Below are 23,558 nucleotides of genomic sequence, written 5' to 3' on the forward strand. Positions count from 1 at the left end.
GTGTTTTAATAATCGCTGATATATTTTCAAGCAGCAATCAGTATAATTTCATTTACCGACAAACCGTTATCTGAATTTCATCAACTATTAATCAGTTGCCTTCCTATTTAAAAACGACTACAATTTTACTGTTATAGATGAACGAAAAAATAGAATAGGAGGGGAGACTATGCCAAGGAAAGTATGGCTATTAGTAGCTGGGATGATTATTAATGTCACGGGTGCTTCTTTTTTATGGCCTTTTAATACAATTTATTTGCATGATCACCTAGGAAAATCTTTATCTGTGGCCGGAATGGTATTAATGATCAACTCGCTTACTGGTGTAATCGGAAACTTGCTCGGCGGTGTTTTATTTGATAAATGGGGCGGTTATAAATCAACTTTAGTAGGGATTATCATTACACTCGTATCGATTTTAGGTCTTGTGTTCTTCCACGGTTGGCCGTTATATGTTGTGTGGCTAGCATTAATCGGATTTGGTTCTGGAATGGTCTTCCCATCGATGTATGCGATGGTCGGTACGGTTTGGCCAGAAGGCGGAAGACGAGCATTTAATGCGATGTATGTTGGACAAAACGTTGGTATTGCGATCGGAACAGCGTGTGGTGGATTAGTTGCATCGTATCGTTTTGATTATATTTTCTTAGCGAACTTTATTTTATACTTTGTATTCTTCTTAATTGCTTTTATCGGATTCCGTGGTATGGAAGACAAAAAAGAGCAGGGAGTGCAAAAAGAAGTCGAAATGAAAAAAGGCTGGACGCTTACACCTGGATTCAAAGCACTTCTTATCGTATGTGTAGCATATGCTTTATGCTGGGTTACATATGTACAGTGGCAAGGGGCAATTGCAACACATATGCAAGAATTAAACATTAGCCTTCGTCACTACAGTTTATTATGGACGATAAACGGAGCGATGATTGTTTGTGCGCAGCCGTTAGTTAGTATGTTAATTCGCTGGATGAAGCGTTCTTTAAAACAGCAAATTATGATTGGAATCGTCATTTTTGCGGCGTCATTTATTGTGTTAAGTCAAGCACAACAATTTACGATGTTCCTCGTTGCGATGGTAACATTAACAATTGGTGAGTTATTCGTATGGCCAGCAGTTCCAACGATTGCAAATATACTCGCACCAAAAGATAAACTTGGATTTTATCAAGGCGTTGTAAATAGCGCGGCGACTGTAGGAAAAATGTTCGGACCGGTCGTTGGCGGAGCAATTGTTGATTTATACAATATGGAAGTATTGTTTATAGCAATCATGGTAATGCTTGTAGTAGCGATTATTGCAACGAGTATTTATGATAAACGAGTAAAAGTAGAAGAAACAGTTGAAGAAAAAATTGCAGTTTAGTTTGACGGAACATGTTCACATGTTTTAGAATATATTTAAATAAAACAACCTTTCGAACAAGGGAGATAGCTCGGCTGTCGAAGACGAATTCATTAGTTATGAAGAGTAACGATTAACCGAGAAGCCCCGCTTTAAGTAAGCTCTTAAGAGATTCTAAGCGAAGGGTAGTTCACTTAACTCATATTTGTAATAACAGTGAGAAGGAGTAGTAGTAATAGAAGCTGGTTTAGAGAGTTGACGGTCGGTGCAAGTCAATCCACGTTTCGTTATGAACTCGCCTTTGAGTTGCAGTTGTGAAACTAATAGTAGCAATTGCCGTTAATCCACGTTACGGATCTAAGCGAATGTATATTTGTACATTAATTTAGGGTGGTACCGCGGGAATCTATAACCTCTCGTCCCTTTCTAGGGATGAGAGGTTTTTTGTATTTTGGGCGGTGAAAATAAATAGAATTTCAAGGAGGGTATCTCATGAGCTTTAATCATCAAGATATTGAGAAGAAGTGGCAAGGGTACTGGGAAGAGAATAAAACATTCCGTACGCCAGATGAGACAGAAAAACCAAAATTTTATGCACTAGATATGTTCCCATATCCATCAGGTGCAGGCCTACACGTAGGACATCCAGAAGGCTATACAGCGACAGATATTTTATCTCGTATGAAGCGTATGCAAGGATATAACGTTCTTCATCCAATGGGATGGGATGCATTCGGTCTTCCAGCAGAGCAATATGCACTTGATACTGGAAACAGCCCAGCTGAATTTACAGAGCATAATATTAATACATTCCGTAACCAAATTAAATCATTAGGTTTCTCTTACGATTGGGACCGTGAAGTAAATACAACAGATCCAAACTACTACAAGTGGACACAATGGATCTTCCTAAAACTATTTGAAAAAGGCTTAGCTTACGTTGATGAAGTACCTGTAAACTGGTGTCCAGCACTTGGTACAGTACTTGCAAACGAAGAGATCATTGACGGTAAGAGTGAGCGCGGCGGACATCCAGTTGAGCGTCGTCCGATGAGACAATGGATGTTAAAAATTACAGCTTACGGAGATCGTCTATTAGAAGATCTAGATGAGCTTGATTGGCCAGAAAGCTTAAAAGATATGCAACGTAACTGGATCGGTCGTTCTGAAGGTGCAGAAGTACACTTCAACATCGACGGTACAGACGAGAAATTCACAGTTTTCACAACGCGTCCTGATACACTATTCGGTGCAACATACTGTGTACTTGCTCCGGAACATGCACTTGTTGCAGAAATTACAACAGCGGAACAAAAAGAAGCGGTAGAAGCTTACATTAACGCTGTAAAAATGAAGAGTGACCTAGAGCGTACAGAACTTGCGAAAGAAAAAACTGGTGTATTCACTGGTGCTTACGCAGTTAACCCAGTAAACGGTGAGAAATTACCAATCTGGATCGCTGATTACGTTCTTGCAACTTACGGAACAGGTGCTGTAATGGCAGTTCCAGCTCACGATGAGCGTGACTATGAATTCGCATCAGTATTCAATCTTCCAATGAAGGAAGTTGTAAAAGGCGGAGACATTACGAAAGAAGTGTACACAGGTGATGGTGCACACGTAAACTCAGCATTCCTTGATGGTTTAAATAAAGAAGAAGCAATCGCAAAAATGATTGAATGGCTTGAAGTAACGAGCGCAGGAAATCAAAAAGTAACGTACCGTCTACGTGACTGGTTATTCAGCCGTCAACGTTACTGGGGTGAGCCAATTCCAGTAATCCACTGGGAAGATGGCACAATGACAGCTGTGAAAGAAGAAGAATTACCATTAGTTCTTCCGAAAACAGAAAACATCCGTCCTTCAGGTACAGGTGAATCACCACTTGCTAACATTGACGAGTGGGTAAATGTTGTTGATCCTGAGACTGGTAAAAAAGGTCGTCGTGAAACGAATACAATGCCACAATGGGCTGGTAGCTGCTGGTATTACCTACGTTACATCGATCCAAACAACAGCGAAGCACTTGTAGATCCTGAAAAAGTAAAACAATGGCTTCCAGTTGATATTTATATCGGCGGAGCAGAGCACGCTGTACTTCACTTACTATATGCTCGTTTCTGGCATAAAGTATTATACGATATCGGTGTAGTTCCAACGAAAGAGCCGTTCCAACAATTATTCAACCAAGGTATGATTCTAGGTGAAAACAACGAGAAAATGAGTAAATCAAAAGGTAACGTTGTAAACCCTGATGATATCGTAGCAAGCCATGGTGCAGATACACTTCGTCTATACGAAATGTTCATGGGACCATTAGATGCATCAATCGCTTGGTCTGAAAATGGTCTTGACGGAGCTCGTCGTTTCCTAGACCGCGTATGGCGTCTATTCGTTCAAGATAATGGTGAATTAAGTGAGAAAATTACGGATGCACCAAATAAAGAGCTTGAAAAAGCTTACCACCAAACAGTGAAGAAAGTAACAGAAGACTATGCAGAGCTTCGCTTCAACACAGCGATTTCTCAAATGATGGTATTCATCAACGATGCATATAAAGCTGAAACACTTCCGAAAGAATATGTAGAAGGTTTCGTAAAAATGATTGCACCAGTTGCACCTCACATCGGGGAAGAACTATGGAGCAAACTTGGATACAATGAAACAATCACATATGCAAGCTGGCCAACATTTGATGAGTCTAAGCTTGTAGAAGATGAAGTTGAAATCGTTGTTCAAGTTATGGGCAAAGTTCGTGCGAAACTAACAATGAGTAAAGACGCATCAAAAGAAGAAATGGAACAACTTGCACTTGAAGCAATTCAAGACCAAATTGAAGGGAAAACAGTTCGTAAAGTAATTGTTGTTCCTGGCAAACTTGTTAACGTTGTTGCAAATTAATTCATTCTAAATAAAAGCTCAGAGTATTTATGCTCTGAGCTTTTTTGTGTAGAAAATAATCTCTGGATCACCTTCATCTAAGTTTTCAATCATGCCACTGCGTATAAAACCGCTCGAATGAAATACTTTCTGCATACTTTCATTCGATTTGTTCGTTGAAGAAAATATTTTTTGAGTAGGAGAATGACTTAACATATATGAGATTAACGATCTTGCATAGCCTCGCCTTCTTTTAGTTGGCAAAACAATGATTAATGAGAGGAACGTACAATCAAAGAAATTTGTATCGTATGTTAGAAAACCGGAAATAGAATTATCTTCTTTTACAATGACGCATCTGCCTTCATTAATAGTCTCCTTAATATAATCTCGTCTACTATCGTTTCCGATTACATCAATATCTATATGTAAGATTGCATCTAAGTCATTGATAGAAGCCTTTGTTACGTTTTTCAATAGAAATACCTCCTGGAAAAAATATTCAGTTAATTAATTTTATCATGAATGAAGAAAAAGGAGCGGAATTCTAGGGCAGACAAACACCTATTTTTCTATAGGAAATATGATAAAAAAGGTAGGCTAAATTGAGTAGAAGAGGTGAAAGGAATGAAAGGGATGGACAATAATGCACCACATGGCTTCTTCGGAGGTGAATCGGGTAGTTATGAACAAATGATGTTAATGGGAGGAGCTGGCCAACAAGGATACGGTGGGATTCCGAGCTGGATGGGTGGAGCAGCAGGAGGCTTTCCGACATCGGTAGCTGGTATGCAAACTGGAATGCCGACATCAATGGGAGGATTTTCGACAGCAGGGGTTGGAATGCCTACAGTAACAGGAAGCTTTCCGACATCAGTAGCTGGGGCACAGACAGGATTTCCAGTAGGCGTACCAACTACATTTCCTTCTTTCGTTGGAGGAGTGCAGACAGGATTTCCGGTACCAGGAGTAGGTGTTGTAGCTGGAGGAATAGGTGGATATCCGCAAGTTGTTCATGGCCATCATGGACATCATCACCATCAAGGCCAACACGGTCATCATGGACACCATCATCACCAAGGCCAACACGGCCATCATGGACACCATCACCATCAAGGTCAACACGGCCATCATGGTCATCATCACCATCAAGGTCAGCACGGTCATCATGGACACCATGGACACCATGGTCATCAACAACAAGTACATCACCACGGTCACCACCACATTCATCCGCAAGCTGTTCTTTATCAAATGCACCAAGGCCAACACGGTCACCAAGGTCATCAAGGCCATCATGATCATCAAGGCCAACATGGTCATCATGGACACCAAGGTCATCAAGGCCATCATGATCATCATGGACACCAAGGTCATCAAGGCCATCATGATCATCAAGGCCAACATGGTCATCAAGGCCAACATGGTCATCAAGGTCAGCACGGTCATCAAGGCCAACACGGTCATCAACACCAACAATATCAGCAATATCAACAACAGCAACAATCTTCTCCTTGGACAGGTGGAATTGGAGCGGGAGGGGCAGGAGCAGCGGCAGGAGCGGCTAGCATTAGTGGAGCAGCAGGGCACGCAGGACACGTGGGTCATTAATGAACTAAATGAAAAAAGACATAATAAAAAACTGCTAGGAAATCCTAGCAGTTTTTTTCAGCTTCTTGGCGTTGACGCTCGATTTCAGCACGAAGTTGTGGCTCTGGTGCTTGCCAGCCTTCTGGTTTTAGAATTTTGCCATCGCCTTCGCGGAATCGAGGTTTCCCATCAGGGAATAGTTTTGCCATGTTTGCGTTATTTACAATTTCGAATCCTTTATCAGGACGTACGCCCATTTCAGCAAACGTTCCGAATGCAAAGTAAATAAGGTCAATTAGTGCATCATATTGATCTTCAACAGTCGTTGCTTCTAGAAATTCTTCTAGCTCTTCTTGCATAAAACTTGCACGGATTTTTGCACGCTCTTCTGTTAATTTTGTTGGAGTATTTGTCACAGGATGTCCGAACTCTTCATGCATTTTTGCAACAAGTTCATATCCTTTATCTAAACCTTTTTCGTTTGTCATGTTGTTTCATCCTTTCTCGCTTTGTCCGAATCTCATTGTAACATAGGGTGATTATGAAATGAAAAGGGACTGTCCAAAAGTTTCATCTTTTAGTTAAGATAGGGAAAAATTATATCGACTAAATGACAAAACATAACCTATTAATAAAAGAAAGCCATCCCGAAATACTTTTGGGACGGCCCTGCTCGTTATTTTTCTTCTTTTATTAAAATGGATAAAAGAAGATCGATGCCAAACATACCAACGAGCAACATTGGTATAACGACAAGTAAATAACGTGTGAAGGAAACATTTTTTAAGTATGTATGAGCAAATAAAAAGACGCCGAGAAATAAAATACCATTTAAAATAGGCTTTACTAATTTTTTAGACATAAGCTCCCCCATAAATATCTTCTCTCTCTATCTAAAATAAAAACTCCTCTTTCCGTTGTATCATGCTGGAGAGAGGAGTTCAATCATTTCTCATTCAATCACACCAGAATTTGTAATATTTACGGTGTATTTTATAGTAACTGGAACATCTTTGTACATTTGTTTCCACTCTTCTAATTTGAATGGGCGATAATGTTGCTTATATTTAGCTCCTAGCCCGAGCGGATCCACGCCTAAAGATTTAAAGTGCTTAATTAATTTCTTGGCTTGTGTCTCCAATTGTTTTTGAACGACCTTCTCGATCTTTTTTGTGTTCTTAGCATTCTCTAAGTTAATTTGTTTTGATACTTCTTGAATACGGGCATCAAGCTTCACATGAATGGAAAAGGAGGGCTTTCCATTTTTTATTTTTATATCGTATGTTGGAACAGAACGAATATTATTAATCATTACGTACCCAGGATCTGCTTTAAATTCATGTGAATCTAACTTGTGTTTTTCTAAAATTCCTTTAAATATGAACATATCTTCTTCCGCAATTTTACCAACATATTTATCTTTTTTAAAAAGACCAATTCCCGTGATTTTTATTTTATCACCATGTTTCTTTAGAATTGGAATATAGTAGTCTTGCCCTTCTTGATAATAACGGAATGCTCCTACATGCAGATTATCTTTTGGTAAAGGACCGGTCTCCATATTATGTTCTAGCATTTTTTTTATATAAATTGCAACGTTGGATGAAGTCGTGTACTTTCCTTTTAAAAGTTCAGTACCATTACCGTCAAGTAAAGCAACATATAAGGCATTTCCGATATTTACATCACGAATTAATGTATCGAAGGAAGCAACCATTCCTTTTTTAGCAATTCGGAGGGTAAATAGAGAAACACGCATTTGTCCGCTGGCAAATGGTTGAGAAGACTCTAAAGATGTGTCAGCTTTTACTTGTTTTACCGCATTTGCTGTTCCTTCAAAGACTTGAACTTTGTTACCTTTTTGCTGAATAGGACAAACAAATGTTACCTTTATTTTATTATCTTTTGCTACATCAAAGACAGTTCCTTGTATAAGGTGTACGTCATCGATAATATTTTTTTGTAAACATCCAGTTAAACTGAAGAATGTTATACAAGAGATAAGTATTAATTTATTTTTGATTTTTTCCATTTTCTTTTCACCCACACAATGATAAATAGGATTGGGATGTATACATAAATGAGCCAAAAGCTCACTTTCGATGCATTACTAATAAAATTATTAATATCGTGTCTGTTTGTTAAAAGCTGTGAAACAACAAGGGTAATAAGCATAAAAGCGATTAAAACACCTCTTTGTTTTACACGGAATATTTCGTGCGTTGCTCTCGTTGCCGCCCACAAAGGAAGAATAAAACTTGTAATAATAACGAGTGCATAGCCTGAAATTGCAATATATTCTAGCCTTTCTATGAATGGTAATTGAATGACTTGGGTCATAGAAAGTTGGGCCCATATCGTCTTTAACAATTGTTTTTCACTAAAAAACGAAAAGGCTAAAAGGGTACTAAATAAATATAGAAGGTTTGAAAACAGTGCTCCAAGCTGAGCGTATTTATGAGATTGTATAGGCTTTTTCACAAATGGATACACCATGAGGTAAATCTCAAAACCAGTCATACTGTAGATTGACAGTTGAGCGGATTTTAAAATGTCTGAAAAAGAATGTGTGAATATAGGTAGTAAATTCTCCCAATGTGAATATTTCAAAACGAATAAGCTTAGAAATAAATATCCTAATGTACCACCAACAGAGATGACGCAAATACCAGTAATGACACGAAATCCAGAAGAGATAATGTAATAGCTAACTAAGCATAAAAATAGTGTTAACATAAAGGTGGAAGCGGTAGGAAACATCCATACTTGAATAATTTCAACGTATGTTCGAATAACAGAAATACTGACGATCAAAAAATAAGTTGCAAAGACGATGTTAACGCCGTTTCCTAGCCACTTTCCAAATGTTTGCCGATGTAAGTCGATTAAATTACCGTTTGTTTCTTTTAATAAAAAATACATCATCCATATAAGAAGCTGGATACAGAGTCCTGTAATTAGAACGCCCATCCAGCCGTCGTATCCAGCGGCCTTTGCAGTGATTCGAGCGAAGCCGAGAACGCCAGCTCCAAACTGTGCACCGTGAATTAAGAAGAAGACAAAAACAGGTGATATTTGATATTTTTCTTGAACTTTACTCATCAATGCACCTCATTCCTTAATCATCGAAGTCTGATCTATGTTTTGTTGAAATTCCTTTTGCTGCTTTTTTTACATGTTGTGGCCTTGCTTGTACATCCCTTGTATCAATCATTGTTAAGGGAAAGCGAATCCAAGAATCTTTAACAGATTGTTGTCTTGTGGGATAAAACAAAGCGTATGGTTTACGTAAGGAAGTAAGTCTAAATAGATGAGTAAATAAAAAGATAAATCCAAGAGAAATCCCGAACAATCCGCCTATTTCTGCAAACATAAGAAATGGAAAACGTAGTAGTCGAACTGCATTACCCATTTTATAAATAGGTGTAATAAAGGAAGCAAGTGCTGACAAGGCAACGATAATTAATAAAATGTTACTCGTTAAACCAGCTTGTACAGATGCTTGTCCAATTACGATACCGCCTACAATACCGAGTGTTTGACCAACCTTCATTGGTAACCTCGCTCCAGCTTCTCTTAATAAGTCGATTGCAAGTTCTAAAAAGAGTGCCTCAATTAAAGGTGGGAATGGTACTTGTGCCCTTGATAAAATCAAAGTTTCAAGTAAATCACTTGGAATGAGTTCGTAATGATAATTTAAAACTGCAACGTATAACGGTGTAGCACAAATTGAAAATAGAACGGCGATTAATCTTAAAATCCTTGAAAATGTAGCGTATAACCAGGAAACGTTATAGTCTTCTGGCGAAATGAAAAAATCAAAATAAGATACAGGTGTTAGTAGAACACTTGGAGAACCGTCCACAAAAATAGCGATTTTCCCATCAATGAGTGCTTTTGTAACTCTATCAGTACGTTCTGTATTGATATAGAGGGGGAAAATTGACTTTTCTCCCATTAGTTCTTGTATATAAGCACTATCATTAATTTGATCATATTCAAGAGCGCGTAATGACTCCTCGAGAAAATCTACATTATCTTTTTCAGCGAGGTTGTCTAAATACATCATGACAACCTTTGTTTTGGAAAACTCACCGACAATCATTTCTTTTGTTTGTAAATCTAAAACTGGAAGACGTTTTCGTACTAAATTAATATTTGTATCAATATCCTCTACGAAACCTTCTTGAGGACCGATAACAGTTGATTCATTTAAAGGAGGTGTTGGTGCGCGATAATTATCAATTGCAATGTTTGCGAGCATACACTTTTGATCTTGCTGGTTCAATTGAATAATCGCATGTCCTTTTAACACCATGTCCTCAATTTTTTGTAAATCGTTCGTAATTGTAATGCCGCTCATCGGAATATGTTCTTTCAGCTCTTCTAGTGAAGCGTTAGGTCGTTCTAAAAGAGTAGGCATTAAATACTTTTGCAATTTCTCACCATCAAGCGAAGGTCGATAGTAAGAAATCCAATAAGGCATCGTTTCATCGTCGGATGTATGGTAATTAACAAAATCACTAGACTTTTTGAGCTTCTCTATTAAATCTTGTAGAGAATGAATACGGTCTTTTTCTGGTTTTGTAAAATCATAAATACTATTATTTCCAGATCCTTGTTGTTGATTTTGATTCGAGTTACCTTGTTTAGAGCTTTGCTGTTGATCTTGAGCCGAGTTATCTTGTTTAGAGCTTTGCTGTTGATCTTGAGCCGAGTTATCTTGTTTAGAGTGTTGCTGTTTACCTTGATTCGAATTATCTTGTTTAGAGCTTTGTTGTCTATCCTGAGCTGAATCGCCTTGCTTAGAATGTTGTTGTTTATCCTGAGCTGAGTTGCTTTGTTTAGAATGTTGTTGTTTATCCTGAGCTGAGTTGCTTTGTTTAGAATGTTGCTGTATATCCTGATTCGAGTCATTTTGTTCAGAGTGTTGTTGCTGATCTTGAGCCGAGCCATCTTGTTTAGAATGTTGCTGCTTATCCTGATTCGAGTCATTTTGTTTAGAGTGTTGTTGCTTATCTTGAGCCGAGTCATCTTGTTTAGAATGTTGCTGCTTATCTTGAGAAGACTCTTTATGTTCCTCTTTTTTTTGCTCGCTATCGCTACCGTTATTATGTTTCATACTTCTAGTCTGTTTTTGGTTATGATCCTCTTGATTGTTAGGTTGTTGAGCCGAGTTATCTGTTTCGCTTTTCTCTGTTGTATTTGATTTTTTTTTCTTACGTAGCCAATTCCAAATCATATGTATTCCCTCTTTAATTGTGTAATATAGTGCTATTTTGTGGCTAATTTTGTATATTATTCATTTATCCCGCATTTAACGGGCAGTAAGATCCTCACCTCAAAATTCAGCGAAAGCGAAGAAGTTAGGTGGGGGATCAACTGTCCGTAAAAGCTCGATTGGTTCAACTAATAATCAGTGGGGGATGAACAAAACCCCTACTGATTAAAGTTTTACTTTATTTATGAAAAGGAGGAGGAGATTGGTTTGCATAGAAAAAATCCTTTAGTAAGCAGTTCATACTATGTTAGGAAGAGGGCGAGTCTGTGCAATTTGTGAAAAAAGAGAAGTTTATTTTAAAAGAGTTTACATTTCAAAATGGTAGGGAAATTCCTGTTCAAATGGGGTATGAGACGTATGGTACTTTAAATAGAGAGAGGTCAAATGCGATTTTAGTTTGTCATTACTTTAGTGCAACGAGTCATGCCGCAGGAAAATATACAGCACATGATGAGGAGTCTGGCTGGTGGGATGGTTTAATTGGACCAGGAAAAGCAATTGATACAAATAAATACTTCGTTATATGCACTGATAATCTTTGTAATGTGCAGGTGAAGAACCCTTATGTGATTACAACAGGACCGAAATCGATTAATCCGAAAAATGGGGATGAATATGCGATGGACTTTCCGGTTTTTACTTTTCTTGATGTAGCTCGTATACAATATGAGTTAATCAAAGATATGGGAATCGTAAGGCTACATGCTGTAATGGGACCGTCAGCTGGCGGAATGATTGCACAACAATGGGCTGTTCATTATCCTCATATGGTAGAGCGGATGATTGGTGTTATTACGAATCCGCAAAATCCAATTATTACATCTGTAAATGTAGCGCAAAATGCCATTGAGGCTATTCAACTAGATCCAAGTTGGAAGGGCGGAAAATACGGAGAAGAGCAGCCAATAAGGGGACTTCATTTAGCAAATAGAATGATGTTTATGAACGCGTTTGATGAGCATTTTTATGAAACAACATTTCCTCGTAATAGTATAGAAGTAGACCCGTATGAAAAGATTTCTACATTAACATCATTTGAGAAAGAAATAAATAAAGTTACAAAAAGAAGTATAGCTTTAGTAGATGCAAATTCGTGGATATATACTGCAAAAGCAGTTTTATTACATGATATTGCGCATGGATTTTCGTCTTTAGAAGAGGCACTGTCTAACATAGAAGCAAATGTACTTATGATTCCGTGTAAACAAGACCTGCTTCAGCCATCACGTTATAATTATAAAATGGTAGATATTTTGCAAAAACAAGGGAAATATGCGGAAGTGTATGAGATAGAAAGTGTAAATGGGCATATGGCGGGAGCGTTTGATATTCATTTATTTGAAAAGAAAGTTTATGAATTTTTGAATCGGAAAGTGTCTAGCCTTGTGTAGAAAATAAATGGTGCGAAAAAGGTGCGATGTATGTAGTAGGCACCTTTTTTTACATGATTTGTAGACGGAAAATATATGTGGCAATTGCTATACCGAAGAATGCGATACTAAGCAATAGAAATAAGAATGACATTTCTTGTGGTGATTTTATCTTTTTATTATTTTTCATACTAAGTGCAATAATTGCGGCGATTAAGAAAATCATGCTCATAATGAAAAGAAAAAGTGTCATTTTCATTGACTCCTCTCATAAAACAAGTATATTGAGGATACAATGCACGAGTTATGTTTGTAAAGAATAAGTTTTGCGAGAAAATTGAGAAATAAATTTTCCATTCTTTGCGTTCTTTCTTTCGCATGCTAAAATTGATTAGGAATGATTTTTTAAAGAAGAAACTAAAGGTTTTATTGTATATAAGGAGGAACGACATATGACAGAAGTTAAAACAATTACTACAGAAGAAGTGCAAGAGCGTTTAGAAAGCGGAGAAACGTTATTTTTAGTAGACGTAAGGGAAGATGAAGAAGTAGCGGCAGGGAAAATTCCAGAAGCTGTACATATTAAAATGGGCGATATCCCAAATAAAGTAGATTTCTTTGATAAAGAGAATGAATATATCTTTATTTGTCGTTCGGGAATGCGTAGTGAAAATGTATGCCATTATTTAAATGAGCAAGGATTTAAAACAGTGAACATGGTTGGCGGTATGCTTCAATATGAGGGAGAAACGAAATAGGTAGCTTAAAAAACTTGAAACGTGTTTGTTTCAAGTTTTTTTCTTTTGCATACAGTGTACAAAAGGGGGATAGGTAAATGGGGATTAACTTGCGGAAAGTAAAAATTATTAATAATACAGGGGCTGTTAATGTCGGCGATTGTTATGATATCTCTCCTTTAGCTGTAGCAAAAATATATGCAGGTGCTGGAGGATCGAGTGCGGCTATTTTTTTAAATGGGAAAAGACAGCCAGAAGCGGTGATTCGAACATCAGTGTTCCTTCCGCCATTGGCAACGAGTACACGTACATTAGGTTCATAGAGGAAAGGTAGAGTGTAATTATGCCTGCTCATATAAAAGAGTTTGTTATTGTGAATAACACTGGGAATATATTTACCGGTGATAATTTGAGTGATACTTCATTTACTGCTACGAAATCGTATAGTGGTTCAATGGGGTGTACTTGGATTGATGTTGTTACAGTAATAGGAACGGAGACAAAGCTTTGTTTACAGCCTGGAGATTCGGTGACGACAACATATACACGAGGTACTCCGGCTGGTACTGTAACAGGAACAAATATGGGGCAAGGTACAAATGTATCGGGTATAGCACAAGCCGTCCCAAATACAGATAATTTGGATTCAACTGCTGGACTCCCTTAAAGAATTAAGGGAGTTTTTATTATTTCAAATAAAAATAGTCTTTGAGATTGTTTTTGTAAATACATATTAAGAAGAGATTTGTTTCATGTAAAAAAGATTGTGTGGGTGGTGAAAGTGTGAGAGAGCGCGATAAACAAAATTCATTAAACTCTAATTTCAGAATTTCACCAAATCTTATTGGACCTACTTTTCCTCCCGTTCCAACGGGATTTACTGGCATTGGAATAACTGGTCCAACCGGTCCACAAGGTCCAACAGGCCCACAGGGACCAAGAGGATTACAAGGTCCGATGGGGGAGATGGGCCCGACAGGACCTCAAGGTGTCCAAGGGATTCAAGGACCAGTTGGACAAATGGGGGCAACAGGACCAGAAGGACAGCAGGGGCCACAAGGATTGAGGGGACCACAGGGAGAAACGGGACCTCAAGGAGTTCAAGGTGTGCAAGGGTTACAAGGTCCGATTGGTCCAATGGGAGCGACTGGAGCACAAGGAATACAGGGCGTACAGGGATTACAAGGTCCAATTGGTGCAACAGGAACTGAGGGACCTCAAGGGATCCAAGGTGTGCAAGGAGTACCTGGAGCAACTGGTCCACAAGGGATACAAGGAGCGCAGGGGATGCAAGGCCCACAAGGACCACAAGGACCGAGTGGAAATACGGGGACAACAGGAGCAACCGGTCAAGGTGTTACAGGACCAACTGGAATAACAGGTCCAACAGGGATAACGGGTCCATCTGGAGGTCCTCCAGGTCCAACGGGGCCAACTGGTGCGACAGGTCCAGGAGGTGGACCGAGTGGGAGTACGGGTGCGACGGGAGCAACAGGAAATACAGGGGCAACAGGAAGTACAGGTGCAATTGGAGCAACGGGAAATACAGGACCAACTGGAAGTACAGGAGAAACAGGAGCACAGGGCCTACAAGGGATACAAGGGGTTCAAGGACCAATTGGACCAACGGGTCCAGAAGGTCCGCAAGGTATTCAAGGTATTCCTGGGCCGACGGGAGTAACTGGTTCACAAGGAATACAAGGAGTTCAGGGGATTCAAGGGATTACGGGAGTAACCGGAGATCAAGGTCCACAAGGTCTACAGGGACCTATAGGGCCTCAAGGTGTAACTGGAGCGACAGGAGATCAAGGTCCGCAAGGAATACAAGGGGTACCAGGTCCAACAGGAGAAACAGGCCCACAAGGAGTTCAAGGAATACAAGGTCCGATGGGTGAGATAGGACCAACAGGACCGGAAGGCCCAGAAGGACTTCAAGGTCCGCAAGGAATACAAGGAGTGCCAGGGCCAGCTGGAGCAACGGGTCCAGAGGGGCCACAGGGGATACAAGGCCCACAAGGACCAGTAGGAGCAACGGGTCCAGAAGGTCCCCAAGGAATTCAGGGAATACAAGGAGTTCAAGGTGTAACGGGAGCAACAGGAACACAGGGGCCGCAAGGTGTTCAAGGAATACAAGGAGACATAGGTGCAACAGGTCCAGAGGGGCCGCAAGGTGTTCAAGGTACTCAAGGAGAAATAGGCCCAACTGGTCCAATGGGAGCACAGGGAGTGCAAGGTGTTCAAGGAATTCAAGGGCCGACGGGAGCGCAAGGAGTGCAGGGGCCGCAGGGAATTCAAGGAATCCAAGGTCCAACAGGAGGAACAGGGGATACGGGTGCAACCGGAGCGACAGGGGAAGGAACTACAGGACCGACAGGAGTAACTGGTCCAACAGGAATAACAGGTCCTTCTGGGGGGCCTGCAGGACCGACTGGTCCAACGGGGCCATCAGGTCCGACGGGAGTGACCGGTCCATCTGGTGGACCACCTGGGCCAACAGGAGCAACCGGGGTGACCGGAGCGACTGGAGATACCGGTGCGACAGGCTTAACTGGAGTGACCGGAGCGACAGGAGAAACAGGAGCAACTGGAGTGACCGGCTTACAGGGCCCCCAAGGAATACAAGGTGTTCAAGGAGAAATAGGCCCGACCGGTCCACAAGGCGTTCAAGGTCCACAAGGGATTCAAGGAATAACTGGAGCAACAGGAGATCAAGGCCCTCAAGGAATTCAAGGATTGCAAGGAATCCAAGGTCCAACCGGTCCACAAGGGATTCAAGGAGATCAAGGCCCGCAAGGAATCCAAGGTGTGACAGGAGCAACAGGTTCACAAGGTCCGCAGGGAATTCAGGGGATACAAGGCGTGCAAGGCCCGACTGGTCCACAAGGCCCAACCGGAATACAAGGTGTTCAAGGAGAAATAGGCCCAACCGGTCCACAAGGCGTGCAAGGGTTACAAGGTCCACAAGGCCCAACAGGAGAAACAGGAGCGCAAGGCCCGCAAGGAATCCAAGGTCCAACTGGAGTCACGGGAGCAACCGGAGCGACAGGTCCCCAAGGAATTCAAGGTCCGCAGGGAATCCAGGGTCCCCAAGGTTCAACGGGGGCCACAGGAGCAACTGGAGCACAAGGTCCAACAGGGGACACGGGTCCAACTGGTTCGCAAGGAATTCAAGGTCCAACAGGCCCGACTGGAGCGGGAGCAACCGGGGCTACTGGAGCAACGGGTGTGACCGGAGTTAGTACAACTGCAACGTACTCATTTGCAAATAATACATCAGGAAGTGCTATTTCTGTTCTGTTAGGTGGTACGAATGTACCGTTACCGAACAATCAAAATATTGGCCCAGGGATCACTGTTAATGGTACGAATACTGTATTCACAGTTGCGAATGCAGGGAATTATTATATAGCTTATACAATTAATATAACAGCAGCTTTACTCGTAAGTTCACGTATAACTGTAAATGGGGTTCAACTTGCAGGAACTGTTAATTCACCAGCAGTAGCTACAGGTTCGTTTAATGCGACAATCATTGCTAATTTGCCTGCTGGAGCTGCTGTTAGTCTGCAGTTATTTGGATTACTTGCAGTAGCTACATTATCTACGACAACACCAGGAGCTACGCTAACTATTATTAGGTTAAGTTAATAGGGAGAAAACCTTGGGGCTTTTATGCTTCAAGGTTTTTTATCTCGTTATAAGTAGGAAGTCTAATTGGTTAGGAAAGTTTTACTTTATTCACTTGAGCAAAAACATCGCAGTTCGAAAATATATTATAATAGAATGAAAAGAGAGAAATTTGGCAGAAAGGGAGGGTGGCGATGCAGGAGATGGTTACAGATTTTTTTGGACGCCCGCTTCAAGATTTGCGCATATCTGTCATAGATCGTTGCAATTTTAGATGTACATATTGTATGCCAGCGGAAGTGTTTGGGCCAGATTATGCTTTTTTGAAAGATGAGTTTTTACTGACGTTTGATGAAATTGAGCGATTGGCAAAATTATTTGTTAGCATCGGTGTACGAAAAATTAGGCTTACTGGTGGCGAGCCACTACTTCGTAAAGATTTAACGAAGCTTATTGCGCGTCTCGTGAAAATTGACGGGCTGTTAGATATAGGGTTAACAACTAATGCGGTTCATTTAACGAAGCAAGCAAAAGTATTAAAAGAAGCTGGATTACATAGAGTAAATGTTAGTTTAGATGCAATAGATGACGATGTATTTAAGGAGATTAATGGTCGGAATATTAGTACGAAACTTGTTATAAAAGGAATTATGGCTGCAAAAGAGGCTGGGCTTGATGTAAAGGTAAACATGGTTGTGAAAAAAGGGATGAACGATCATCAAGTACTTCCGACGGCTGCATATTTTAAAGAGCAAGGAATCACGCTTCGGTTTATTGAGTTTATGGATGTTGGTAGTACAAATGGATGGAACTTTGATCAAGTTATTACAAAGCGGGAGTTAATGGAGATGATTCATAGCGTGTATCCGCTTGAGCCAGCTGAATCACATTATTTCGGTGAAGTTGCGAAGCGATATCGTTACGTTGGAACAAATACCGAAGTTGGTTTTATTACTTCTGTTTCTGAATCATTTTGTTCCTCTTGTACGAGAGCGAGAATTTCGGCAGATGGAAAGTTTTATACTTGCTTATTTGCGACAGAAGGACTCGATATAAGGGAACTTCTTAGAGGAGAGCTTTCGGATGATGAGTTATTACGTGTTATACAAGATGCATGGATGAATAGAAAAGATAGGTATTCGGATGAACGGACAGAAGAAAGTGCAAAAAATCGTCCGAAAATTGAAATGTCTTATATAGGAGGATAAGAAAGGGGGCTATCGTATGCAGGAGCGATATTCAAGACAAATATTATTTGCTGGTGTTGGAGAAGAAGGACAGAGAAAAATTAGAGAGAAGCATGTACTTATTATTGGTGCTGGTGCTCTTGGTGCGGCAAATGCAGAAGCGATTGTTAGAGCAGGTGTTGGAAAAATAACAATTGCGGATCGTGATTATGTAGAATGGAGCAATTTACAAAGGCAACAGTTATATACAGAAGAAGACGCAAAGCAGTATAAACCGAAGGCGGTAGCAGCGGCAGAGCATTTAAAAGCAATTAATTCTGAGGTGGAAATAAATCCGGTTGTGACTGATGTAACAGTGCAAGAAATGGAAGAGCTAGTGAAGGATGTAGATTTAATATTAGATGCAACAGATAATTTTGAAACGCGTCTTCTTATTAATGATATTTCACAAAAGTATAATATTCCGTGGATATATGGTGGTTGCGTTGGAAGCTACGGAGTAACGTATACAATTTTACCAGGGAAAACACCGTGTTTCCGCTGTTTAATGGAGCATCCGGCGAGCGGAGCAACATGTGATACGGCTGGTATTATACAGCCGGCAGTACAATTAGTTGTGGCGCATCAGATCACGGAAGCGCTGAAAATATTAGTAGAAGACTATGGGGCACTTCGCGAAACGATGTTATCATTTGACCTTTGGAATAATCAACAGATGGCATTTAAAGTGAATAGGCAGAAAAAAGAAACGTGTTTATCTTGCGGAAGATTACGTACATATCCAAGTTTAACATTTGAAGCACAAACGAAAACAGAAGTGCTATGTGGCCGAAATACAGTACAAATCCGTCCAGGTGTGCGGAATGAATTTCATTTAGAGGAAATTAAAAAGCGCTTACAAAGAAGTGTGGATGTAAAAGCTACTCCGTATTTATTATCATTTCCAGTAGAGGAATTTCGTTTTGTTTTATTTACAGATGGCAGGGCGTTTATTCATGGAACGAATGATATCAATGTAGCAAGACGTTTATATGCAAGATATATAGGTTGAACCTAAAGAAGCCCTTTAGGTTCAACAGAGGGAAGATTAAGCTTTTCGCGTATAATCTCCACTTTTTCCACCTGTTTTTTCAAGTAAGTACGTTTCGCCAATAATCATACCTTTATCAACAGCTTTACACATATCGTACACGGTAAGAGCGGTAGCTGAAGCAGCTGTTAAAGCTTCCATTTCAACTCCGGTACTACCTTCTGTTTTAACTTTTACTTCAATAAGTAATCGATATTGTTCTTCGTATTGTTTCCAATCGAAAGAAACGTCAACACCTTTTAATAATAAAGGATGGCACATTGGGATAATATCAGAAGTGCGTTTTGCAGCCATAATACCAGCGATTTGTGCAACTGCTAATACGTCACCTTTCCCGATTTCATTGTGAGAGATTTTATCGTAAATTTCTTTTGTAACGACAATGCTAGAGCACGCAATTGCTGTTCGAACGGTTGCTTTTTTGTCGCTTATATCAACCATCTTCGCGCGTCCTTGGTCATTAAAGTGTGTGAATGAAGACATGGAATTCCTCCTTGAAGTAATTTCTATTTAATATATAAAGTTTAATCGAGATAAAAAAAATTGCAAATATGGGGTGAGAGACGATGGTAGAAAAACGAATTCCGATTCAAGTTGCTGAGGCAGTAGAGAGAGTAATGGAATATGCGAAGAATGGTGAAATAGAAGAGGTTTCTATAACGGAAAGTTACGGGAGAATTCTTGGGGAGGATGTTGTCTCTGATCATGACGTTCCTCATTTTAATCGTTCACCTTACGATGGTTTCGCAATTCGAGCAGAAGATACGAAAGAAGCAAATCAAGAGAATGCGATTGAGTTTGAAGTAATAGGAGAAATTGGGGCGGGATCTGTTTTTACAGAAGAAGTGGGATCTTTTCAGGCGGTTCGTATTATGACAGGAGCAGCTATTCCTGAGGATTGTGATGCAGTTGTAATGCTGGAGCTGACGGAAGGCTTTGAGAAGAACGGAAAAACATATATGAAGTTAAAGCGTCCTTTCCATAGTGGTGACAACGTGTCATTTAAAGGGGAAGATATAAAACAAAATCAAGTTCTCGTTCAGAAAGGCGTTGCAATTAATCCTGGTGTTGCGGCCTTATTAGCGACGTTTGGATATAGTACTGTGAAAGTTGTAAAACAGCCTGTTGTTGGTATTGTGACGACAGGAAGTGAATTGCTAGAAGTACATGAGTCTTTACAGCCGGGGAAAATTAGAAATAGTAACTCTTATATGATTGCGGCTCAAATTATGAAAGCCGGAGGTAAAGTCCGTTATTATGGTCAACTTGCTGACGAGTTAGATGCATGTTTTACAGCTGTTCAATCAGCGATGAATGAGGTTGATATTTTAATTACGACAGGCGGTGTGTCGGTAGGAGATTATGACTACTTGCCGGCTATTTATGAAAGATTACAGGCAAATGTACTCTTTAATAAAATAGCGATGAGACCAGGAAGTGTAACGACAGTAGCTGAAGTTGATGGGAAGTTACTTTTCGGTTTATCGGGGAATCCGTCAGCTTGTTACGTGGGATTTGAGTTATTTGTGCATCCGGTAATTCAAACATATTTATATGCGAAGGAGCCTCACGTATATAGAGCAGATGCTATTTTACAAAAAGATTTTCCAAAGCCAAATCCGTTTACTCGTTTTGTAAGAGCGAAGGTGACAATCATGGACGGAGCATTACAAGCGATGCCGGTTGGTTTAGATAAATCGAGTGCGGTATCTTCACTCGCAGATGCGAATGCTTTTATTGTGTTGCCTGGGGGAACGAGAGGGTTTGAGGCAGGGATGAAAGTATCTGTATTATTGTTAGAGCACACCGAGGGATGTGATTGGCCATGGGCAAAGCCCCTTCAATCTTACAAATAGTAGGATATCAAAATAGCGGGAAAACAACGCTTGTTGAGAAAATCGTGCATACGTTAGCGGAACGAAAAATGAAAGTTGCTACTATTAAACACCATGGGCACGGAGGATTTCCGGAAGTAGCGCAAAAAGATAGTGAGAGGCACCGAAAGGCTGGTGCTGTCGTTAGTAGTGTAGAAGGCGCTGGATTACTTTCGCTTTCGTCATTAAGAGAGGATTGGTCTTTGCAAGAAATTGTTCGTTTATATGAGTTTTTTGAAGTGGATACAATTTTAATTGAAGGCTATAAAAAAGAGAGCTATCCGAAAGTAGTGTTACTTCGTTCTGCGGAAGACGTTGAGCTTCTACATAAAGTAGAAAACATAGTAGCGGTTATTACGTGGTATGATGCTCCCGCAAACTTACGAGAAGAATATAAAGTATTTCATATAACAGAAGAAGATTTGTATATAGGCTGGTTTGTACAAACGGTAAGGAGTACGAAATGACAAATACATATTATGAAGTAATTGATACAGAAATCTTGGTTGAAGAGGTAGCGAAGAAGGTTATTCGCCGTGAATGTGGTGCTGTTACAACATTTATTGGAACGGTTAGGGAGTTTACGGAAGGGCGTCGTACACTATACTTAGAATATGTCGCTTACAAAACGATGGCAGAAAAGATGCTAGAGAAAATTGGCTCAGAAGTGAAAGAGAAGTGGCCAGGTACACACGTTGCGATTACACATCGCACCGGTACACTACAAATTTCTGATATCGCGGTTGTGGTTGCTGTTTCAACACCGCATCGTAAAGCGGCTTATGAAGCGAATGAATATATTATGGAACGCATAAAACAAATTGTTCCGATATGGAAAAAGGAGTTTTGGGAAGATGGGGATTCATGGATTGGTGATCAATTAGAAAAAACGCCATATCCGGCGGGAGAGCCTGGGAAGGAGCTATAAGTATGATTCAAGTATTGTTATTTGCGTACTTACAAGAGGAAGCAGGGACAAGTGAGTTACAAATAGAGAAAGAAAATATTACGGTTGCAGAGTTAAAAGATGTTGTTGCTAAAGAATATAATGTACCAATGACAGCGCCAATTATGGTTGCGATTAATGAAGAATACGCAAATGAAGATGACAGGGTCCAATCTGGTGATGTTGTTGCACTAATCCCACCGGTGAGCGGTGGTTAATATTGGATTCATTAAAACGACTTTCCTACATAAGGGAAGTCGTTTTTTTATGGAAGTTTTGCGAACACTAACGTATAGAACAAGGAGGGTGTCATGAAAAAAATATGTGTAGTTATTATTATGCTATGTTCGGTCTTTTTCTTTTCTCCAATTGATTCTTTCGCGAAAGAATCAAGGGAGCAGCTTTTAGAGAGTGCATTATCGAATAGGTATTATTCAGTTATTAGACAAGTGACAGAAGATCAATTTGAATGTGCTTCAGTTATAAATGTAAAGCGTCTCGGCAAGAATGGTGAGTTCGTTCCTAGATTTGAAATTACGCTACAATTTCTTACGTTCCAAGGTGCACATAATCCACCGAATGATAAAGTTACACTTACTTTGGAAGATCATTTAGATCACGTAAAGATAAAGAAAGTGGAGCGAGAAAAGAATGTTACTAGTGCTATTGCAGAACAAGTTTGTGAACGAGAAAGAGAAAAAATAAAAGCTCACTCTAATGATTCAGAGTGATAATCTATGACATTCAGTAAAGAAAGGTAATGAGCGATGGACATACTTTTAGCGATTTTACCGGCTCTATTTTGGGGCAGTATTGTGCTATTTAATGTGAAACTGGGCGGAGGACCGTATAGTCAAACACTCGGTACAACGTTTGGTGCACTTATTTTCTCGATTGTTGTTTATATTTTTATGAAGCCAGTATTAACTCCTACTGTTATAGGAGTTGGGATTGTGTCAGGTTTATTTTGGGCACTTGGTCAGGCGAATCAATTAAAAAGTATTGATTTAATGGGCGTTTCGAGGACGATGCCTATTTCAACAGGACTTCAATTAGTTGCGACGACTTTATTTGGAGTCATCGTATTTCATGAGTGGTCCACGACGATATCAGTCGTCCTTGGTGTATTAGCTCTCATTTGTATTATTATCGGTGTTATTTTAACATCGCTTCAAAGCGAAGAAGAAAAGAGTGCAGAGCAAGCGGGTAATTTTAAAAGAGGCATTATTATTTTATTGATTTCAACAGTCGGTTATTTAGTCTACGTAGTAGTAATTAGACTATTTAACGTAGATGGTTGGTCAGCTTTATTGCCACAAGCAGTCGGTATGGTGTTAGGGGGCATTTTGCTTACTTTTAAACATCATCCATTTAATAAATATGCAATACGAAATATTATTCCAGGATTAATTTGGGCAGCTGGAAATATGTTTTTATTCATTTCTCAGCCGCGTGTTGGAGTGGCAACAAGCTTCTCGCTATCACAAATGGGAATTATTATTTCAACACTTGGCGGAATTCTTATATTAGGTGAAAAGAAAACGAAACGTCAATTAACAGGTATTGTTATCGGTATCGTTTTTATTATTGCAGCCGGAATTATGTTAGGTATAGCAAAAAGTTAAAGGAGGTAT

At 39.9% G+C, this 23,558-nt stretch carries 24 protein-coding genes and 1 other annotated feature; of the genes, 16 read left to right on the forward strand and 8 right to left on the reverse strand.

Annotated elements, in window-relative coordinates; all coding sequences use genetic code 11:
• Nucleotides 1-169: 169 nt before the first annotated feature.
• The gene (locus AC3WTI_RS15100; RefSeq protein ID WP_087958478.1) at nucleotides 170-1,363 is read left to right on the forward strand and encodes an MDR family MFS transporter; all 1,194 of its coding nucleotides are present in this window, start codon (nucleotides 170-172) and stop codon (nucleotides 1,361-1,363) included.
• Nucleotides 1,364-1,549: 186 nt separating this feature from the next.
• Nucleotides 1,550-1,769 (forward strand) — a binding site (T-box leader).
• Nucleotides 1,770-1,834: 65 nt separating this feature from the next.
• Entirely contained in the window at nucleotides 1,835-4,243 is a 2,409-nt protein-coding gene (leuS, locus tag AC3WTI_RS15105) for a leucine--tRNA ligase (RefSeq protein WP_087958479.1), read from the forward strand.
• Between the two features lie 27 nt (nucleotides 4,244-4,270).
• On the opposite strand, the gene AC3WTI_RS15110 is transcribed toward leuS, so the two are convergent.
• Entirely contained in the window at nucleotides 4,271-4,699 is a 429-nt protein-coding gene (locus tag AC3WTI_RS15110; protein ID WP_087958480.1) for a GNAT family N-acetyltransferase, read from the reverse strand.
• 150 nt (nucleotides 4,700-4,849) lie between these two features.
• Between AC3WTI_RS15110 and AC3WTI_RS15115 the strand changes: the two genes are divergently transcribed.
• Nucleotides 4,850-5,833, forward strand: coding sequence for a hypothetical protein (locus tag AC3WTI_RS15115; protein ID WP_253621659.1), 984 nt, complete (start codon nucleotides 4,850-4,852; stop codon nucleotides 5,831-5,833).
• A gap of 44 nt (nucleotides 5,834-5,877) precedes the next feature.
• On the opposite strand, the gene AC3WTI_RS15120 is transcribed toward AC3WTI_RS15115, so the two are convergent.
• The 5 genes from AC3WTI_RS15120 to AC3WTI_RS15140 all read right to left on the reverse strand — a co-directional run bounded on the left by AC3WTI_RS15120 (nucleotide 5,878) and on the right by AC3WTI_RS15140 (nucleotide 11,054).
• Nucleotides 5,878-6,300 carry a pyrophosphohydrolase domain-containing protein gene (locus AC3WTI_RS15120; protein WP_000180547.1) on the reverse strand — a complete coding sequence of 141 codons (423 nt, stop codon included), beginning with the start codon at nucleotides 6,298-6,300 and terminating at the stop codon, nucleotides 5,878-5,880.
• Nucleotides 6,301-6,488: 188 nt separating this feature from the next.
• On the reverse strand, nucleotides 6,489-6,674 hold the full coding sequence (locus AC3WTI_RS15125) for a hypothetical protein (RefSeq protein WP_001982745.1): 186 nt from the start codon (nucleotides 6,672-6,674) through the stop codon (nucleotides 6,489-6,491).
• 90 nt (nucleotides 6,675-6,764) lie between these two features.
• Complete coding sequence (locus AC3WTI_RS15130) at nucleotides 6,765-7,844, reverse strand: Ger(x)C family spore germination protein (RefSeq protein WP_087958482.1); 1,080 nt, start codon at nucleotides 7,842-7,844, stop codon at nucleotides 6,765-6,767.
• Nucleotides 7,820-8,914, reverse strand: coding sequence for a spore germination protein (locus AC3WTI_RS15135; RefSeq protein ID WP_087958483.1), 1,095 nt, complete (start codon nucleotides 8,912-8,914; stop codon nucleotides 7,820-7,822). The genes AC3WTI_RS15130 and AC3WTI_RS15135 overlap by 25 nt, the downstream gene beginning before the upstream one ends.
• 16 nt (nucleotides 8,915-8,930) lie before the next feature.
• On the reverse strand, nucleotides 8,931-11,054 hold the full coding sequence (locus AC3WTI_RS15140; protein WP_097841574.1) for a spore germination protein: 2,124 nt from the start codon (nucleotides 11,052-11,054) through the stop codon (nucleotides 8,931-8,933).
• A gap of 305 nt (nucleotides 11,055-11,359) precedes the next feature.
• On the opposite strand from AC3WTI_RS15140, the gene AC3WTI_RS15145 reads away from it, so the two are divergent.
• The gene (locus tag AC3WTI_RS15145) at nucleotides 11,360-12,484 is read left to right on the forward strand and encodes a homoserine O-acetyltransferase family protein (protein ID WP_087958485.1); all 1,125 of its coding nucleotides are present in this window, start codon (nucleotides 11,360-11,362) and stop codon (nucleotides 12,482-12,484) included.
• A 49-nt stretch (nucleotides 12,485-12,533) separates the two neighbouring features.
• Here AC3WTI_RS15145 and AC3WTI_RS15150 read toward each other — a convergent pair whose 3' ends face one another.
• Entirely contained in the window at nucleotides 12,534-12,716 is a 183-nt protein-coding gene (locus AC3WTI_RS15150) for a hypothetical protein (protein WP_087958486.1), read from the reverse strand.
• Nucleotides 12,717-12,915: 199 nt separating this feature from the next.
• On the opposite strand from AC3WTI_RS15150, the gene AC3WTI_RS15155 reads away from it, so the two are divergent.
• From AC3WTI_RS15155 to AC3WTI_RS15180, 6 genes are all read left to right on the forward strand, one after another.
• On the forward strand, nucleotides 12,916-13,221 hold the full coding sequence (locus AC3WTI_RS15155) for a rhodanese-like domain-containing protein (protein WP_048529458.1): 306 nt from the start codon (nucleotides 12,916-12,918) through the stop codon (nucleotides 13,219-13,221).
• A 77-nt stretch (nucleotides 13,222-13,298) separates the two neighbouring features.
• Nucleotides 13,299-13,523 (forward strand): spore germination protein, encoded by a 225-nt coding sequence (locus AC3WTI_RS15160; protein WP_000512461.1) that lies wholly within the window; start codon nucleotides 13,299-13,301, stop codon nucleotides 13,521-13,523.
• A gap of 20 nt (nucleotides 13,524-13,543) precedes the next feature.
• Nucleotides 13,544-13,867: a hypothetical protein gene (locus tag AC3WTI_RS15165; RefSeq protein WP_001110861.1), complete on the forward strand. Its 324-nt coding sequence runs from the start codon at nucleotides 13,544-13,546 to the stop codon at nucleotides 13,865-13,867.
• 116 nt (nucleotides 13,868-13,983) lie between these two features.
• Nucleotides 13,984-16,848 (forward strand): BclA-related collagen-like exosporium protein, encoded by a 2,865-nt coding sequence (locus tag AC3WTI_RS15170; protein WP_087958487.1) that lies wholly within the window; start codon nucleotides 13,984-13,986, stop codon nucleotides 16,846-16,848.
• 173 nt (nucleotides 16,849-17,021) lie between these two features.
• Nucleotides 17,022-18,035, forward strand: coding sequence for a GTP 3',8-cyclase MoaA (moaA, locus tag AC3WTI_RS15175; protein WP_087958488.1), 1,014 nt, complete (start codon nucleotides 17,022-17,024; stop codon nucleotides 18,033-18,035).
• A 16-nt stretch (nucleotides 18,036-18,051) separates the two neighbouring features.
• Nucleotides 18,052-19,065, forward strand: coding sequence for a molybdopterin-synthase adenylyltransferase MoeB (locus AC3WTI_RS15180; protein ID WP_087958489.1), 1,014 nt, complete (start codon nucleotides 18,052-18,054; stop codon nucleotides 19,063-19,065).
• A 36-nt stretch (nucleotides 19,066-19,101) separates the two neighbouring features.
• Here AC3WTI_RS15180 and moaC read toward each other — a convergent pair whose 3' ends face one another.
• A complete protein-coding gene (moaC, locus tag AC3WTI_RS15185) occupies nucleotides 19,102-19,587 on the reverse strand; it encodes a cyclic pyranopterin monophosphate synthase MoaC (RefSeq protein ID WP_087958490.1) in 486 nt (161 codons plus the stop codon).
• 83 nt (nucleotides 19,588-19,670) lie between these two features.
• Here moaC and moeA point away from each other — a divergent pair, with 83 nt between their 5' ends.
• From moeA to glcU, 6 genes are all read left to right on the forward strand, one after another.
• The gene (moeA, locus tag AC3WTI_RS15190; RefSeq protein ID WP_087958491.1) at nucleotides 19,671-20,960 is read left to right on the forward strand and encodes a molybdopterin molybdotransferase MoeA; all 1,290 of its coding nucleotides are present in this window, start codon (nucleotides 19,671-19,673) and stop codon (nucleotides 20,958-20,960) included.
• The gene (mobB, locus tag AC3WTI_RS15195; protein ID WP_087958492.1) at nucleotides 20,930-21,445 is read left to right on the forward strand and encodes a molybdopterin-guanine dinucleotide biosynthesis protein B; all 516 of its coding nucleotides are present in this window, start codon (nucleotides 20,930-20,932) and stop codon (nucleotides 21,443-21,445) included. Before moeA ends, mobB begins: the two co-directional genes overlap by 31 nt.
• Complete coding sequence (gene moaE, locus AC3WTI_RS15200) at nucleotides 21,442-21,906, forward strand: molybdopterin synthase catalytic subunit MoaE (RefSeq protein WP_087958493.1); 465 nt, start codon at nucleotides 21,442-21,444, stop codon at nucleotides 21,904-21,906. The genes mobB and moaE overlap by 4 nt, the downstream gene beginning before the upstream one ends.
• Nucleotides 21,907-21,908: 2 nt before the next feature.
• The gene (gene moaD / locus AC3WTI_RS15205) at nucleotides 21,909-22,142 is read left to right on the forward strand and encodes a molybdopterin converting factor subunit 1 (RefSeq protein WP_087958494.1); all 234 of its coding nucleotides are present in this window, start codon (nucleotides 21,909-21,911) and stop codon (nucleotides 22,140-22,142) included.
• 93 nt (nucleotides 22,143-22,235) lie between these two features.
• Nucleotides 22,236-22,655, forward strand: a complete 420-nt coding sequence (locus AC3WTI_RS15210) for a DUF3888 domain-containing protein (protein WP_087958495.1) — start codon at nucleotides 22,236-22,238, stop codon at nucleotides 22,653-22,655.
• 36 nt (nucleotides 22,656-22,691) lie between these two features.
• A complete protein-coding gene (glcU, locus tag AC3WTI_RS15215; protein ID WP_087958496.1) occupies nucleotides 22,692-23,549 on the forward strand; it encodes a glucose uptake protein GlcU in 858 nt (285 codons plus the stop codon).
• The last annotated feature ends 9 nt before the right edge of the window (nucleotides 23,550-23,558 follow it).

Source organism: Bacillus sp. EB106-02-03-XG38 (genome assembly GCF_058792175.1).